Consider the following 15,443-nt stretch of genomic DNA (forward strand, 5'->3'; position numbering starts at 1 on the left):
TCGTGCAGCTATCACGCTGCTTCGCGCGCAGCCTCCGAAAAATGTGGAGGCCGCGTTCGCTGCGAGATGGTATTCGTATCGGCTTCACGCGGTGCCCGTCGTCTGACGGCGACATGTCGTGGTGGGCGGAGAGGTTGAGGAGAGTGAAACTGTGAGTACCGGCTACGACGCTGCCCTGTTGCTCTTGGTTGTGCTTCTCCCAGGCGCCTTCGCAGCTTGGGGCTTCGAGCGTCACGTCCAGAGATACGGGCGGCGGCTCAAGGACTGGCTGCTGCGTCTCGCCGGGCTCTCCGCCGTCTGTCTCGCTGTTGGCGCATGGCCGTTGCACTGGGTGGTCTCGTCCTACTGGGACGACTTCACCGATGGGAGGGCGCTTCCGTGGTTTGTCTACCTCGCACCCGTCGCGTACCTCGCCGTGCCGGCTGCAGTTGGTTGGTCGCTCGGATTATTGATGCGATCCCGCAACTCGATTGAGCATGTACGTCGAAAGCCAATCCGCATCCGAATTAGGTCAGCGCTTCGCCGACCGATCCTGCAGCGGGTTGTGTCCAAGCTGCCCGGGCCCAACCGCGCCCCGACAGCGTGGGATGCGCTGTTCGAAGCACGCGAGCCGGGATTCATCCGGTGCAGGCTTCGATCCGGGCGCTGGGTCGGCGGCCTCTATGCCAGAGCATCGCCTGTTTCCTCCTACGTGGGCCCAGAAGGACCCGATCAAGACATCTACATCGCCTACGCGGCCGAGTTCGACCAAGACACGGGCGAGCCAGCGTTTGGAGAGGATGAAGACGAATTCGTTTGGCTCAACGGCGGCATCCTCCTCAAATGGGCCGACATTGAGTCACTAGAATTCATGCCGCTAGCGGCTGGCCGGAAGGGTGCATGAGATGTCTATGGATGAGCAGAAGGACGATCCGCCAGCCGAAGTGGCGCAACGCATCCCCTTGGGCGTCTATACACCCAAGGCTGGTGTAGGCCCTGCGGATGTGCCCACGAACGCGTTCCGGCCGCGTCCCAAGCCCAACAAGCCGCAGGACGCCAGCGAGGAGTAGGGCTCGCCGGCGTAGCTCGCACCGTGCGCCACGCCGTGACAATCGCCGCTGGGTATTCCGCCAGAGCTTCTCCGCGGCGAGCTGCGACCCGGGGTCGTTGCCTGCGGATTCGATGCCCTGAAGCGTCGCGCGAGGAACAGGAAACTGGGTAGCTCTGGTCCTGCGTTGCGCTTCAGTATCGATACCGGTTGGGACGGCGCCGCCGTCTCCTTCGGCGCCTTGGCGCACGAGCTCGAAAGGTGCCGTTCTCATCGTCGTCTCCCGCGAACAGACACCAGAACAGCCAAGTGAGAGCCAACACAGCGCATGCGATGAGGATCAGGCTCACTGCCGCGGCGAGAGCTGAAGCGGTCAGGGCGCCGCATCTCCACACTCCCTCGACGCGATCGCGCCAGGACCAAGCGACGACTGCGGTCGCAATCCCGATGACTGTCGTGAGCAGATTGAGCCATCCTGGATAGGGCCATTCGAGCCACGTCACGACCAACGACCACCAGCCACCAGCCGCGAAACGAGCACCGGTGAGCAAGGCAAGAACCGTGGCGCATGCCAACCAGACGAGCGTCAGTCGTTGGCTGGGCGTCAGCCCCGCTCGGCCCCCTTCTTCGCGCGCTGCCGCAGAGCATTGTGTCGTAGCTGTCGACAGGTATCCCATCTTGTTGCTCCCTATCGTCGGTCAATCCAGTTGGTAAGTGCTTGCAGCCGGTTGTCGGCCCACCGCAACACCCGTGTACGTCGGTCGACAGCGGCCGCCATCTGACGCATCTCCTCAGCTATCGGATGTTCACCTGAAAGATCGGGACGGAGGTCACCGACGGCTTCGCTGGGCTCCACGGGGCAGTGCGGCCGAATGGCGTCATCTCGATAATCGAGGAAGTGACTGCTGAGGCTGTACTGGATGGGGCCGGGGTCGCCGATGCCCCCGGGTGCGACGCTGAAGCTGACGTATTGGGCGAGAAGACTCGCAGAAACGCTTGCTGACAATGCCGACACGTTCTGACCACCGTCTTCAGGGGCGATGCCGGCGCCTTCGATGTAGCTCGGGTCGTCAAGGTCTCCCTGCCGATCCGGCGTCACCAAGCCCAGATCGAGCTGTCGATTGCAAGCGAGACAGGGTCGCCCAGGGCGGACTACGTGGCTGCGCCATGTGGCGTTGAGCATCCGGCCGCGGCTGTTTGTGTCGATGGCGATGCCACCGTCGATCACCGGGATCAGGTCGCTGTACGCCAGACCGTTGAGCACGGCACGTGGCCAAGGCCGATCGACGCACGAGAAGATCAGGTCGTGATCGAGGGCCAAGCTCAACCCCTCTGGCTCACAGATTGAGCGGCTCGAGAACTCGAACTGTCGACGCTCAGCAGTTGAAGAAGCGAGCGCGAGACGGTTCGCTACGTGGATCTTTGGCCTGCGCAGCCTTACATCACGCTGCGCGGCGCCGATGAGGCGATCCAGGTTCTTCTCCTCGACGACGTCAAAATCCATGACGGTGAGTCGCTGAATGCCCGAAGCAGCCAGCCGGACAATGACATCCATTCCGACGCTTCCAGCCCCCACCACGAGAATGCGGCGACGAACGAGGTCAGACTGGCACTTGTCGCCCCATGCGCTGACCGTGCGCTCTTGTCTTGTTGACGCGAACGGAGAAGGGCGCATTTGTTCGTTCCACGACACACGCAGCTGCTCGCCGATGACACGTACGTTCTCGGCGTGAGTGCAGTCGACTCCCGTGCCAGCACCGATGTCCCAACGCCTCGCGGACCAGGCTTCATCGCGTGTCGCCAGTGTCATGCCCACCAGTGGCAGACCCGTGATCTCACGAATGAGGTTGGCATAGCTGGCCTCAGCCTCTCGGTCGGGGCGGCTCATCGGCTGCCAATCAGAGGCGCCGGGATGGCTGTGGGCGAACATCAGGCCGCAGCCGTCGTCGCGGGCCCGCTCCGCCCCGCGCAGCATGTATTCGCCGAACACCGTCGCATTGCCGTGGATGGCCCGATCAGAGTCGACAGGCGGCACGACCGAAGTCAACAGTGCCGTGGTGCGCGCCTCGCCGGTTGACGGACGATAGAGCGCGAGACAGACGTCTTCCTGGCGGTCATCTCGAACCAGAACGACACCGAGCGCTTGATGGGTACCGGCTGTCATGGCGACAGAGAACGACCTGCTCATCCGACGGCCTCACCAAGCACGGCCTGAAGGTGGGCATGCCAGCACACGGCTGCTGGCGCGTCACCCCAGCCAGCGTGATTGCGGCTGTGGCGCAGCCAGCCCGGCTTCGAAGATGCCTCGCTGTTGGTGGCGCGAAATTGGACTTCCGCTGGCAGGTGAATCCAGTGCGGGGGTGCAGTAGGCCAGCTGTTGACTTCGTTGACCGCAACGCCGAGCAACAGCGAGTTGCCGGCTCGGGCTCCTGCCACCGGGACAACATCGCACACGATGAGTCCGGCCTCCACCCGAGGGCCGAGGCCGAGCCCGTCCATGTCATCGAGGAAGGCCAGTAGAGGACCGTCCATCAGGCAACCGGAGCGGACTGCCGAATCGAGACGAATCGGGCGTCCTTGCGGATCTCGACGACCTCGTCATCCCGGAACTTTCGGGTCCGAAGCCGATCCTTGCCCTCGATCTCTCCGAGGTCGAACGCAGCCGGATCACGGCCGGCGAGTTTCAGCAGGTCTGCGGCTCGCTGACTCAGATCAGCCGCCTCGTATTCTTCGCCGTCAATGGTGAACGGGATGAGCCGCCCCAGATCTACGACGTTGGGTTGGTCAGACATCGGCACGTTTCCTTTCGCAGTGGTGGATATGTCAATGAGTCGAGAATCGCTAGCCGTGTGAAACTTCCGCAGTGACAGCGCCACAAGACCGCTGGCGGCGTCGCGACTCAAGGTTTCACGGTGAATTCGATTTTCGACAAACAGTGAAATGCACGGCGTAGCCATTGACCTACAGCACCCCCTGCTGCTCGATCGGCCGCGCCTGGAAGAAATCCGAATTGCGATGTACACGGTCATCCAAAAGCAGGTCGGCAGGTACCGTGCGCGCAGCAGCAACGGCCGGCTCGTGGACCCAGCGCTTCACGGTGGCGTGAGCGCCGACGACGTGCTGCAAGATGCCTTCGAGGAGCTACTGCAGCACCAGTACTTGGAATTTGCTGGCAGTTGGGAGGCGCTCGCCGTCGACATTGCCAGGAAGCGTTCGATCGACGCTGTGAGGAGGTCACGGAAGGGTCTCCGGCCAACCGAGCATCGGTCAGAGATCACCGTGACCTCGATTGATGCCATTGGCGCTGATCGCAGCGAACGACGGTCCCTCGAAGCGGTCCCGGCGTCCGAGATGACGCCGGAAGATCGGTTCTTGCAGGACGAAGCGGAATACCTGTCCGCCCTCAGGGTCGCGGCACTACGTGATCTGGCATTGGAAGTCCTCGACGAACGGCAGCAGGCCGTCTTCTTTGGCGTTGCGTTCGAAGAGAAGACGAGACGCGCCATCGGCGTGGAACTTGGTATCAGCGGCCAAATGGTGGGAAGAATCTTCGCGAAGGCTATGACGTTGATTGAAAATGATCCGCGCTATCCGTACCGCTCGCGCCAGCAAGAGTGACGACCATCTAGACACACAGCACCAAGGCATAGGGGATGAAGTACGTGGAGAAAGGGCCAGTGAGCCTCAGTGAGTTTCGACAGCAGTATCTGGATTACCGAGAAGGGAATCGCGACGCGACGCCATCGACAGACGGCCTAGAGACCGCTGACCAACGAGCGGCAGACGAGTTCGTCCAGCTATTGGACGAGGCAACCGGAGTCGACCCTCGGGCGTCTGGGCCATCAATTGAGCTGCTACTTGCTCGATCGCAGCGCGCGCCCGTCGTGGCTCCGGTGCCCACGGAATCTGGGACCCCATCGTCCAAGGTGTCTCCTGCTGAAGTCCGGAGAGAACTACTGCAACAAGCCGTGCCGCTACAGAAGGCCACGGCGAGGGGCTGGCTTCCGCGCGGTGAGCTTGATCGTCTTGAAGCAGCGGCGCGCGACCTGCTTGAGATTGACGATCTCAGTGATGACCCACCATTTGCAGTAGCTGCCCGGCGCTCAAACCAAGAAGAGTCGATGAGCGTAGAACAGAAGGCCTGGCTGGGACGCATTCGGCAAATCGCCCGCCAGTGGGCCGTGCCCGAGTACCAACCGCAAGAGCTAGAGGCGGTTGCGGCACGCCTGCCGTCAGTTCTTCAAGCTGGGCCCCAAGCCATTCCGAGAGCTGTGGAGCTCCTAGCCGAAGCAGGTGTTCGTGTCGTGTTTTGCGAGGGCCTACCTGGTGGGCGACTCGCGGGCGCCGTGACCCTGATGCCAGAGGGCGGGCCGGTCATTGGTCTCACGACGCGGGGAGATCGTTTCGACAGTGTCGTCTTTACGCTCCTGCACGAGTGTGCACACTTGGTGAGGGGCCATATCGCACCCGATTCGCCTCCGCTCCTAGATGACGAATCCCATGCACGTGATCAGGACGATCCAAGGGAGATCGAGGCCAATGAATTGGCCTCGTGGTGGATGTTCCCAGGTGGACTTGACCTCGCCTCGGCCTACGACGACGTAGAGGCGGCAGCACGTCGTCATCGCGTTCACCCGAGCTGCGTCGCAGGCCGGATTCAGCACGAATCTGGAGATTGGAAAATGCTTCGGGAACACCGTTGCAAGGTGCGCGACGAGTTGAGGGAACTCGATCTACTCGCGAGCTAAGTCGGTTGCCTGCACTCGGTGAGTCAGGTTCGTCTAAGAACTGGACTGAGGTATCAACTGGTGCTGGTGGGCACTGCTCAACTCGCTTCGCGTGCCCGCTCGGATGGGTAATGTCAGCCGCCGGTGACCTGCCAGTGGACGAGGGTGTAGGGCGGGTTGCCGTTGTCGTGGTCTTCGAAGACGGCTTCGACATCGCTGCCGATGACGATCTCTTGCATTGGGTCGCCCAGCAGGTTGCCGATCATGCGCAGGTTGTCGGCGTGGGGCAGCTCGACGAGCACGACGATGTAGGGGCCGTGGTCGGCCAGCGCCGGATGCACCGGGTGATGCACCCGCTGCCAGGAGTAGATGCGGGCCGTGGGCTCGACGGTCACCCACTCGACATTGAGCGACTGGCAGTTGTGGCACATCCAGTCCGGACCCCACTGGTAGGTGCCGCAGTCAGCGCAGCGCTGCACGCGCAGCTCGTGTTCGCGGGTGCCCTCCCAATAGGGCGCATCCATGCCGTCTCGCATGGGTGCGGGTTGCGTGAGGCCCTCGGGCAGGTACGTGCCCTCCGCGAGCGAGCTCATCCCAGCGCCTCGGCCGTGCCGTAGATCGCCGTCGAGGCGATCTCCACCATCGGTCCAGCGTTCGAGAGCGACACGTTCACGTTGGGCACCTGGTTGGTGGAGTCGCCGCGCACCTGCCGTACGGCCTCAATTTGCATCCCAAGTCCGTGCATGTAGCACTCGGCGAGATTGCCGCCGCTGGTGTTCAGTGGAATCGAGCCGCCATCAGCTCGCAGGTTCTCGAACGTCAGCACCTCGTTGGCGTTCTCGTAGGTGCACAAGCCGTGCTCGATGAGGCTCATCACCACCGCGCCGGTGAAGTTCTCGTAGCTCTGCACCACGTCCACGTCGTCCGGCGTCACGCCGGCCTGCTCATACAGGTGCCGCGCCCCGAGCTTGAAGCTGGAAGTGGCGTAGTCGGTCGGGTTGTGGACCCATGCTCCCGAGCGATGCCCGCCGCTCTGCTGTGCCGCCAGCACCAGCACCGGCGTGTCGCTCAGATCGGCGGCCCGCTCGGCCGAGGTGACGACCATGGCAGCGCCGCCGTCATTCTCGAGGCAGCAGTCGTACAGCCGGAACGGCTCGGTGATCCAGCGGGCGGCGTCGTAGGTCTCGGCGTCCAGCGGCCGGCCGTACATGACCGCCCGGGGGTTGTTCTGTGCGTGGTGGTACGCGGCGAGCGCGACCGCTCGCATCGTTGACCGGTCGATGCCGTGCTCCCACATCAGCCGGGTGGTGCGCATGGCATACATCTGGGCTGGGCTCATCACGCCATAGGGGAGCGTGTAGGCGAACTCGCCCCGCACGGCAGGGCGGCATCCGCCTTGGCCGAAGCGGCCGAACTGCCCTTGGGCCAGCCCCCGGTAGGCCACCACGACTCTGGCCGATCCCGCGTGTACTGCGCTGGCGGCGTTCTGCACGACGGCTGCAGCGCCGCCACCCCCGCCACCCCACTGCATGTTCGAGTAGCGCAGCTCTTCGAGGCCGAGCGCGTTGGCCAGCCGGGCGGGTGTGTTGCGGTCGTTGCTGTACGAGCAGAAGCCGTCGATCTCGCGGGGGTGGATCCCGGCGTCTTCGCACGCCGCCAGAATCGCCTTCAGCGCAAGAACGAACTCCGGGTCGGTCGACTGACCGCGTTTGTAGTAGGTGGTCTCGCCGACACCGGCAACGGCTGTGCGGCCGCGCAGTCCATGGTTCGCCGCCGACTGGCTCACGGCCGCAAACCGTAGCCAAGGTGCGACCGGTGCCGCCCATGGCAGCCGGTTGCCGCCCGTGCGCCTCTCGATGGTTCGGCAGGTGCCTGCGACGACTCGACGGGCTAGAAACAAGGCCGACCCGACGACGAGCTCGCCGCCTATCGCAGCAGCATTGACGAAGTCGACGACGCGCTGGTGCGCCTGCTGGCCGAGCGCTTCCGCATCACCCACAAGATCGGCGTGTTCAAAGCCGAGAACGACTTGCCCCCGGTCGACCTGGTGCGTCAGCATCAGCAGGTAGGCGGGTGGCGCGAACTCGCCGAGGCAGAGGGTCTCGATCCTGATTTCTGCGAGAGATTCCTGCACTTCGTGATGGACGAGGTCATCCGCAACCACTGGCGCATCGCCGAAGCCGTCAGCGAGTTCTCCATCGAGCACGAGGTCCACCGCAACGACGAGCGGTCCTAGCTCGGTTTGCGCGGACAGTTCAGCGCGAGGCGATGACGGCGACGCCCGTTTCGGCGAACTGTGACCGTGCAACGGCCTCAGTCTCAGGCGCGACCGAGGCGGAGAATTCTTCGAGCACCGTTGTCGTGTAGCCATTGACGGCGGCATCCACAGCGGTGGCCCGCACGCAGTGGTCGAACGCGATCCCGACCACGTCGACATCGGTCACTCCTGCGGCGGTCAGGACATCGTTCAGCGACGTCCCGTCGTTGTCCACGCCCTCGAACCCCGAGTAGGCCGCAGCATGCATGCCCTTGCGCACGCTGGAGTCGATGCGGTCCGAGACGGGCCCGAGGGCGGGATGCAACTCGGCCTCGGCGGTACCGGCCACGCCGTGCGGTGGCCAAGTGTCGACGAAGTCAGGCTCGTCGCTGAAGTGATCACCTGGGTCGATGTGCCAGTCCTGCGTGGTCACCACCAAGTCGTAACCGTGGTCACCGGCGAGCACGTCGGCCACGCGAGCGGCCACCGCATTGCCGCCCTCGACAGGCAGAGCCCCGCCTTCGCAGAACGTGGGCTGCACGTCCACGACGAGCAGGGCTCGACAGGTGTGACCGCGCTGGTCAGGATTCTCAGCCATGTCTGCTCTCCTGCGCCGCGACTCGTGCCGCCGGGCACGGCTCCCGCAGCGCTGCAAGCGCAAACTTACCGCTGGCCCATTTGAGCCTGATACGGATTCAGACGCCGAGGAGGAACGAGGCGTTGCCGGCCCAGAACGGCGCCGTGGCCCCCTCGCTGAGACCGGCCGCAGTGAACGATGCCTGGAACTCGGCGATCGGGTCACGCCCGCCTTCGGGATGCGGCCAATCCGACGAGAACAGGAACAGCTCGGGCCCACTGTTCGACACCAGCCAGCCCACGTCCTCGAAGTGCCACGGGGTGAAGCGCACTTGGCGGCGGATGTAGTCCGACGGCGCCATGGTCAGCTTCGACAGCTCAGGTTCGTGACGGCCGAACGCCTTGACGCTGTTGTCCAGCGAGCGCAGCAGGTTCGGCACCCATCCCGCGCCCAGCTCGATTAGCCCGCATCGCAGCTCGGGGAACTTCTCGAAGATGCCGTCGAGCACCATGCATGCCAGCAGGTTTTCGGCGTCGTGGTACAGGTTCAAGAAGTCTTTCGAGCGCATGTTCTCGCCGCCGCCCACGAAATCCTTGCCGGGGACGCGACCGTTGTTGTGATACGTCTTCGGCAGCTGGTTGCCGCCGTTGGGCCCCAAGTGCATGAGCACCGGCACGCTGGCTTCGCTGAGCAGCGCCCACAGCGGGTCGAAATCGGGATGGGTGGGGCTCAGTTCAGTCGGTACGCCATGAGGGATCCACGCCGCCCGGCAGCCGACTTCGATGGCTTCCCGCGCACATTCGACGGTGCGCTGCGGATCTTCGAGCGGCACGAATGCCACACCCAACAGGCGGGGATCCACTGAGCAGAAATCAGCGATGCCGCGATTGTGGGCCGATGCGCCCCCATAGGCCAGATCGACATCGCCGCGAGCGTGGAACTGCGTGTGAGCGAACGTCGTGAATACCAGTTGGCTGGCGAAGCCAAGCTGGTCGAGCGCCCCGACCCGCTCGTTGGCATCCATCGAGCCATAAGCGAAGTAGCCCTTCGGCCCGCCGACCACGTCGGCTGCCAGCTTGGCCGTCTCTTCGGGGTCGTCTCGGCGTGCCCAGCACTGCTCCACCAGCTCGAACGTGGCCGCATCGCCGCCGCCCGCCAAGCTCAGGTTCCGGAGCTTCGCGGCCACCGAACTGTCGGCATAGCTGACCAGCCAGTCCACCGGCTCCATCAGGTGGCTGTCGGTGTCGTGAATCAGCCGCTCACCCGCATACGTCGTCATGTATCCCCCTTGGGCCAAGCGGCCACAACGCCGTCCAGTGTTGCAGGACTCGCGGGGCCGCACTCGATTGGCCTCTTGGTGTCCGCAGTTGCTTCAGCCGCGCAGATCAGTGTCTCGTGCACCGAATTCGAGTTCGTCCTTGGCCGCCCGGACCGCCTTGACGACGTCTTCATCGCTGATGTCGGTCGGAAACAGCGCCGCCGTGTCGTCGAGAATTGCTTCAAAGTAATCACGCCTGACGGGTCCTTGGACGTTGAGTGGATTGTCCAACTAGCCGATCTCCTCGCGCTCCAACTTGTAGGCCTCGCCTTCGGTCAAGTCAGTCGCGAGAGTGAAAAGGTCGTACTTGATGCCGCATGCGACGAGTTCACTGATCCGTGCTGAGCCGCCGGTCAGACGTTTGTCACCCGAGACATGCTCAGCTTCGCGGGCGCGCGCCGAACGCTGAGTGATGCCGACGTACTGCTGGCCGTTCTCAAAGTCGAATCGATAGACGGTCCAGCGGCGGCCGGGCGGTTGAGGGGTGTCGCTGCGTCGTTCCAGGACCCGATAGTCGATTTCGCGCGTCAGCATCTCCCCAAGCAGCGCCTCGAGTTCCTCGTGTGAAGCTTCCGCAGACTTGCGGTCCCAGTATCTCTTGCGGGCGCTGGTGTAGAGCCGCCACAACCTCGCCGCCGTGGTGCAGGCCTCGCACGGCTCCTCGTCGCGCTTCTGGTGGCGCTGGAATGCCGCATAGGTTCCGCACGGCCGTAGCTTCTTGCCGCCGACCTCGACCCGCGTGCGCTCGCCTCTGTCTGCCAGCGAGTAGCTCTCGGCAGTCATGCTTAGACGCTACGTGTCGCTAGGCGCGGAGGCTGTCCATCCGCTGTCGCGCAGGACGCTCGCTGCTTCGTTCGGCTTGCGGCGCACCGCTGCACGCAGTTGCTGCGTGTGGAACCGATCTCGCGAAGCGTCGAGCGCGTTCTGCCAGTCGGGACGTGGCGTGACGAGGCCTTCGAGAATGCAGAACTCGATCAGGTCTTCAAGGCTCGGCCGGTATCTGCGCCCGCCGACTGGCAAGTGGAGGGCCACCGGGCGCTTCTTGGCACGTCCACCCAAACTGAGCAATCGCTGGAGGCCCGGTGCATCACCGTCGATGTGAAGGTGCGCTTCCGGATACTTGTTGGGTGGGTCTCGGACGTAGTCGTACGTGAGTACCGCGACGTCATCGTCGGCGGTCACCAAGGTGTAGGTGCTCTTGTCCGTCGTCAGGTGCTGCTTCGACTCGTCGAGCACGAGTGTGTGATGCAGGCGCAGTCGGAGTCGAGCCGGTGACGGTGAAGGCTTCAGATCGATGTCTGCGCCGTATAGATCGCTCTTGTTCAGCCGGTAGCCGATCACGGCCTGTCCCGAGGCAGCCATCACGACTACGAGGCGGATGCCGTCAGTCACAGTGCCGTTGAGCGTCGCGGACAACTCGTCCGCGAAACTCTTGGCCTGTTTCCTCAGGTCAGGCGGGCGACGGCTCAAAGGTGGAGACGATGAACCATGTGCGGCGGGCGCGTTCGCTCACGAAGCACCCTTCCGCCGCCTGTGCCTGAAGTTCTTCCCATGTGCAGTCGGCTTCGGCGAGCGCGTTCTCAACTGCGACGCGAATCTCGTCGTCGTTCAGCACGATCACGTCGGTGTCGTCGTACTGAGTGTTTGTGTCGCTCATCGGTCTGCCCTGTCTCCATGCCAAGCGTGCTGACTCACGCTGACTTGCCTTTCTTGGTTGCGGGTTCTGCGAGCCATGATGGCCGAGGGGTGTGACATCAATGTAGCGGCGCTGCCACTCGGGGCCGCGGCGCAAGGTGAGTTCCCGGCGGCGACGGTCAGCCGCCGTGGCGGAGGAGCCGGCCGCTGTAGGTCTCGGTCTGGGTGTCCTCGGAGATGGTTTCCTGGCCGTTCACGATCACGCTGCGGTAACCGCTGGCCTTCTGGATCCGACGCCATTCGCCGCCCGGCAGGTCGTGCACCACCTCGTTCGGCCCGACCGCCAAGTTCTCCGGGTCGTACACCACGACATCGGCGGGGCCGTCATGGCGGATCAGACCGCGATCGCGGAAACCGGCGAGCTGCGCGGGCAGCGCCGACAGTCGCCGGTGGGCTTCCTCGTAGGTGATCCATTGGTGCTCGCGGACCTGCTCGGACAGCGTCTCGGTGGGGTACCTGCCGGCAGTGAGGAACTTGGTGTGCGCCCCGCCGTCGGACACGCCGAAGAGCATGTGCGGGTACTGCACGACGTCGCGCAGCAGGTCGGAGTTGCCTTGCGGCGGCGCCACGAAGAACAAGGTGTCCAGTCCGTCGGTGACTGCCACGTCGAGCATGAGATCCACCGGGTGCTTGCCGGCGGTCTCGGCTGCCTGGCCTACTGACATCTCCCGGTACTGCTCGGTCGATTCGCTGCGCGGCGACAGGATGGTCACGGTCTCGATCCCGGCGGTGGCGGTGCGCGGCATCGTGTCCTTGAGGGCTTGGCGTCGGCTCGGGTCCGACATCTTCGCCAGACGCTCCTCCTTGGAGCCCATGCAGGCTTCCATCCAGGCCTCAGAGTCGTCGTAGAGGTTCCAGTCCTCGAGCGTGAAGGTGAAACCGGCATCGCTGGTGACGCCCTGTCCGTACACCGGCACGCCCTGTTCGCGGCAACGCTCGAGCCATTCGATCTGGCGCCGGTGGATGTTCGGCTTGTCCTCAAAGGCCTGCACCACGTTGTGCAGCAGCGGACGGCCGCTGATCGACGCGATCTCCTCCAGGTGGGCCATGTCGTGGGCGACGTTGCCGCTGGTGAGCGTCATCTGCACGACGCCCTCGTTGCGCTCGGCGAGCACCCGGGCGAGCACCCGGGCGGTCTCGTCGTTCATCATGTCGGTCGGCATCGGGGTGCCGTCCCAGTCGCGCTGCACTGCGGCGGGACCGGTCGGCGGCAGCCGCTGCGCCGACCAGCCGCAGCCCCCGGCGTCCATCGCCTCGTGCACCAGCTTGGCCAGCATCTCGTGCTCGCCTTCAGTCGGCAGCCGCCCCGACTTTGCGTCATCGAGGCCGAGCACCATCACCAGCATCGGACCGATCGGCACGTACGGCAGGATGTTCAGCGCCTTGGGAGTGCGCTCGAGGCTGTCGAGGTACTCCGGGAACGTCACCCAGTCCCACGGCATGCCCTGCCGCATCGACTCATAGGGGATGGCCTCCACCCGGGTCATCGAGCGCATCGCGTAGTCCCGCATGTCGGGATCAACCGGGGCGAACCCGAAACCGCAGTTGCCGATCGCAACCGAGGTGATGCCGTGCCAGCCCGACAGCGTGCAATACGGGTCCCAGAACACCTGCGCGTCGTAGTGGGTGTGCAGATCGACGAACCCCGGGGCTATGTGCATCCCCGAGGCGTCGATGACCTTGGCCCCCTCGCGAGCATCGACACGCCCGACAGCTGCGATCCTGCCGTCGGCGATGCCCAGGTCGCCGCGCACCCGCGGCGCGCCGGTGCCGTCGAAGATCATGCCGTCCTTGACGACGATGTCGAAGGTGCTCATGGCGAAGTCTCCTGAAGCTCCCGCGTTCGATGCGCTCGAATGCGCTGTACTGATTGTGCCGCGTGAGGCATCGGCCATGCTCGCCAGCAGCAGAAACCGTCAGGCGTCGATGTCCCAGCCCATCCGCTGCGCCGCGTAGAGCGTGTCGGTGTATTCCTCCATGCGGGCGATCAAGCCGTCGCGGCAGTCGTACACCCAGCAGTACTCGTTGCCGTAATCGAGACCGGTTGCCTTGGCGGTCGCCGTCAGCCGCTGCTGCACGACGGCGGTAGCGCCGTCGACGATCATCCTGCGGACCTCGAGGCTGATCGGCTGGGAGATGTCGAAGGTCTGCCTGACGACGCGACCCCCCAAGGCCTCCACCACCTCATTCGCTCCCGTCATCGTGTCGACGGCATTGCCCTGAGCGGCCGTGGCGGGCAGCACCCAAGTGACTTCAGGGTCGAGGCACTCCAGCATCGTGTCTCGGTCGGCCGTGGTCAGCGCTGCGTAGTAGCGCTCGAGCAATGCCTGCGTCTGTGCAGATTCCATGTCTCAAGCCTCCGGAGAAAAGTGCGCTAGGGCGCCGTGGCACGCAGTGCGCCGTCGAGCCGGTCGAACATCTGCCCGATCTCTTCATCGGTGATGATGAGCGGCGGGCAGAACCCGAGCGCGTTGCCGATAGGCCGCGAGATCACGCCGCGCTTGAGAAACGCCTCGCGTGCCTCGGTGGCGTCACGTCCGATGTCGCACGCCCAGATGCCGCCGAGGCCCCGGTAGCTGTCGATCATGCCGTCGCCCTGGAGCGCGAGGAAGCCCTCTTCCATCCGGTCGCCGATGTGATTGGCCCGCTCCACCAATCCTTCGGATTCGATGACGCCGATGTTGGCAACACCGGCGGCGCAGGCGGTGGGGTGGCCCGAATAGGTGTAGCCGTGCATGAACTTGTTCTCGTCGGCTTCGAGCGTGTCTGCGATCTCGCGTGACACCACAACACCCGACAGCGGGATGTACCCAGAGGTCACGCCCTTCGCGAACGTGAACATGTCGGGGACCACGCCAAAGGTCTGGCCGCCGAACCAGCTGCCGGTGCGCCCGAAGCCGCAGATCACCTCGTCGAAGATGAGCAGTGCGCCGTGCTCGTCGCACAGCCGCCGGAGCCCCTCGAAATAGCCGGGCGGCGGCGGGATCACGCCGCCCGCACCCTGGATCGGCTCGGTGATGACGGCGGCGATGCGCTCGCCGTGCTCTGCGAACAGCTGAGCGGCCGGCTCGACATCGTCATTGGGAATCTCGACGACATGGGGCAGCAGATCGCCCCAGCCGTCCCGGATCGGTTCGAGGCCCTGCACGCTGGTGCCGCCGACGTTCACACCGTGGTAGCCGCCCGTGCGCCGCACGATGATCTGGCGGTCCTCGTTGCCGCGCAGCCGGTGGATGCGTCGGGCGAACTTCAGGACGGTGTCGACGGCTTCAGAGCCCGAGCAGCCCAGGAACACCCGGCCATCGGGATGTTGGGAGCGAGCACGGATCATCTCAGCCACTTCGGTGGCAGGTCCGTTCGAGAATGGCTCGAAGGTGTTGTACGTCTGCAGCAACTCCAGTTGCGCGTTGATCGCATCGATGACCGTGCGATTGCCGTGCCCGATCTGGCACAGCCACAGGCTGGCGAGCGCGTCGATGTACTCGTTGCCAGCAGCGTCGCGCAGCACGACGCCTTCTCCGGAAACGATCTCGATGAACTCGTTCTCATCCCGGCTGAGGACCGAGAACGGATGGATGAGTGCGTTGCTGCTCATCGTGGATACCCCCGTGTGTGCGTTCCCGCGTCCGCCGACGCCGCAGTGGCGCACCCTGAACACAGGCCTGATCGCAGCCTACGCGGGTGCTGCCGCACGACGGGCGGGAATCACGGCAGGCCCGCCGGCATCCCAATCCCCCGCGACGGCACTGGCTCGCCCGCAGGCTGTTCGTATGCTGATGACGCTTTCCGGCCCGCTGACAGGCGCGGTTGCCGAAGGGAGATTCGATGTCGCTGCGACACGG

The 15,443-nt window shown here is 64.5% G+C and carries 18 protein-coding genes; 4 read left to right on the forward strand and 14 right to left on the reverse strand.

Annotation, left to right across the window (positions count from 1 at the left end; genetic code table 11):
* The first annotated feature begins 151 nt into the window (after positions 1-151).
* Positions 152-883 (forward strand): DUF6338 family protein, encoded by a 732-nt coding sequence (locus ACOGXQ_RS16250; RefSeq protein ID WP_419944648.1) that lies wholly within the window; start codon positions 152-154, stop codon positions 881-883.
* Between the two features lie 7 nt (positions 884-890).
* Positions 891-1,049, forward strand: coding sequence for a hypothetical protein (locus ACOGXQ_RS16255; RefSeq protein WP_419944649.1), 159 nt, complete (start codon positions 891-893; stop codon positions 1,047-1,049).
* Between the two features lie 666 nt (positions 1,050-1,715).
* Here ACOGXQ_RS16255 and ACOGXQ_RS16260 read toward each other — a convergent pair.
* The 3 genes from ACOGXQ_RS16260 to ACOGXQ_RS16270 are packed head-to-tail and all read right to left on the reverse strand — an operon-like array spanning position 1,716 to position 3,819.
* Positions 1,716-3,215, reverse strand: a complete 1,500-nt coding sequence (locus ACOGXQ_RS16260) for a ThiF family adenylyltransferase (protein WP_419944650.1) — start codon at positions 3,213-3,215, stop codon at positions 1,716-1,718.
* Positions 3,212-3,559: a hypothetical protein gene (locus tag ACOGXQ_RS16265; protein WP_419944651.1), complete on the reverse strand. Its 348-nt coding sequence runs from the start codon at positions 3,557-3,559 to the stop codon at positions 3,212-3,214. The genes ACOGXQ_RS16260 and ACOGXQ_RS16265 overlap by 4 nt, the downstream gene beginning before the upstream one ends.
* A complete protein-coding gene (locus ACOGXQ_RS16270) occupies positions 3,559-3,819 on the reverse strand; it encodes a hypothetical protein (RefSeq protein ID WP_419944652.1) in 261 nt (86 codons plus the stop codon). The genes ACOGXQ_RS16265 and ACOGXQ_RS16270 overlap by 1 nt, the downstream gene beginning before the upstream one ends.
* A 148-nt stretch (positions 3,820-3,967) precedes the next feature.
* On the opposite strand from ACOGXQ_RS16270, the gene ACOGXQ_RS16275 reads away from it, so the two are divergent.
* Complete coding sequence (locus ACOGXQ_RS16275) at positions 3,968-4,645, forward strand: sigma-70 family RNA polymerase sigma factor (protein WP_419944653.1); 678 nt, start codon at positions 3,968-3,970, stop codon at positions 4,643-4,645.
* Between the two features lie 1,243 nt (positions 4,646-5,888).
* On the opposite strand, the gene ACOGXQ_RS16280 is transcribed toward ACOGXQ_RS16275, so the two are convergent.
* Both ACOGXQ_RS16280 and ACOGXQ_RS16285 read right to left on the reverse strand, forming a co-directional pair.
* A complete protein-coding gene (locus ACOGXQ_RS16280) occupies positions 5,889-6,347 on the reverse strand; it encodes a Zn-ribbon domain-containing OB-fold protein (protein ID WP_419944654.1) in 459 nt (152 codons plus the stop codon).
* Complete coding sequence (locus ACOGXQ_RS16285) at positions 6,344-7,540, reverse strand: thiolase C-terminal domain-containing protein (protein ID WP_419944655.1); 1,197 nt, start codon at positions 7,538-7,540, stop codon at positions 6,344-6,346. The genes ACOGXQ_RS16280 and ACOGXQ_RS16285 overlap by 4 nt, the downstream gene beginning before the upstream one ends.
* Positions 7,541-7,693: 153 nt before the next feature.
* Between ACOGXQ_RS16285 and ACOGXQ_RS16290 the strand changes: the two genes are divergently transcribed.
* Entirely contained in the window at positions 7,694-7,990 is a 297-nt protein-coding gene (locus ACOGXQ_RS16290; RefSeq protein WP_419947418.1) for a chorismate mutase, read from the forward strand.
* A 19-nt stretch (positions 7,991-8,009) separates the two neighbouring features.
* Here the strand turns inward: ACOGXQ_RS16290 and ACOGXQ_RS16295 are convergent, their stop codons facing one another.
* From ACOGXQ_RS16295 to ACOGXQ_RS16335, 9 genes are all read right to left on the reverse strand, one after another.
* Entirely contained in the window at positions 8,010-8,609 is a 600-nt protein-coding gene (locus tag ACOGXQ_RS16295; RefSeq protein ID WP_419944656.1) for an isochorismatase family protein, read from the reverse strand.
* A 97-nt stretch (positions 8,610-8,706) separates the two neighbouring features.
* Entirely contained in the window at positions 8,707-9,867 is a 1,161-nt protein-coding gene (locus ACOGXQ_RS16300; RefSeq protein ID WP_419944657.1) for an amidohydrolase family protein, read from the reverse strand.
* 93 nt (positions 9,868-9,960) lie between these two features.
* Entirely contained in the window at positions 9,961-10,137 is a 177-nt protein-coding gene (locus ACOGXQ_RS16305) for a hypothetical protein (protein WP_419944658.1), read from the reverse strand.
* Positions 10,138-10,689, reverse strand: coding sequence for a hypothetical protein (locus tag ACOGXQ_RS16310; RefSeq protein ID WP_419944659.1), 552 nt, complete (start codon positions 10,687-10,689; stop codon positions 10,138-10,140).
* Positions 10,690-10,698: 9 nt separating this feature from the next.
* A complete protein-coding gene (locus ACOGXQ_RS16315; RefSeq protein ID WP_419944660.1) occupies positions 10,699-11,376 on the reverse strand; it encodes a hypothetical protein in 678 nt (225 codons plus the stop codon).
* The gene (locus ACOGXQ_RS16320) at positions 11,357-11,563 is read right to left on the reverse strand and encodes a hypothetical protein (RefSeq protein WP_419944661.1); all 207 of its coding nucleotides are present in this window, start codon (positions 11,561-11,563) and stop codon (positions 11,357-11,359) included. Before ACOGXQ_RS16320 ends, ACOGXQ_RS16315 begins: the two co-directional genes overlap by 20 nt.
* 157 nt (positions 11,564-11,720) lie before the next feature.
* Positions 11,721-13,418 carry an N-acyl-D-amino-acid deacylase family protein gene (locus ACOGXQ_RS16325; protein WP_419944662.1) on the reverse strand — a complete coding sequence of 566 codons (1,698 nt, stop codon included), beginning with the start codon at positions 13,416-13,418 and terminating at the stop codon, positions 11,721-11,723.
* 99 nt (positions 13,419-13,517) lie between these two features.
* Positions 13,518-13,949, reverse strand: a complete 432-nt coding sequence (locus ACOGXQ_RS16330) for a nuclear transport factor 2 family protein (protein ID WP_419944663.1) — start codon at positions 13,947-13,949, stop codon at positions 13,518-13,520.
* Between the two features lie 26 nt (positions 13,950-13,975).
* Positions 13,976-15,196, reverse strand: a complete 1,221-nt coding sequence (locus ACOGXQ_RS16335) for an aspartate aminotransferase family protein (protein WP_419944664.1) — start codon at positions 15,194-15,196, stop codon at positions 13,976-13,978.
* Positions 15,197-15,443: the final 247 nt, after the last annotated feature.

It is taken from the genome of Candidatus Poriferisodalis sp. (genome assembly GCF_965208485.1).
Taxonomy (GTDB): Bacteria; Actinomycetota; Acidimicrobiia; order Acidimicrobiales; family Poriferisodalaceae; genus Poriferisodalis.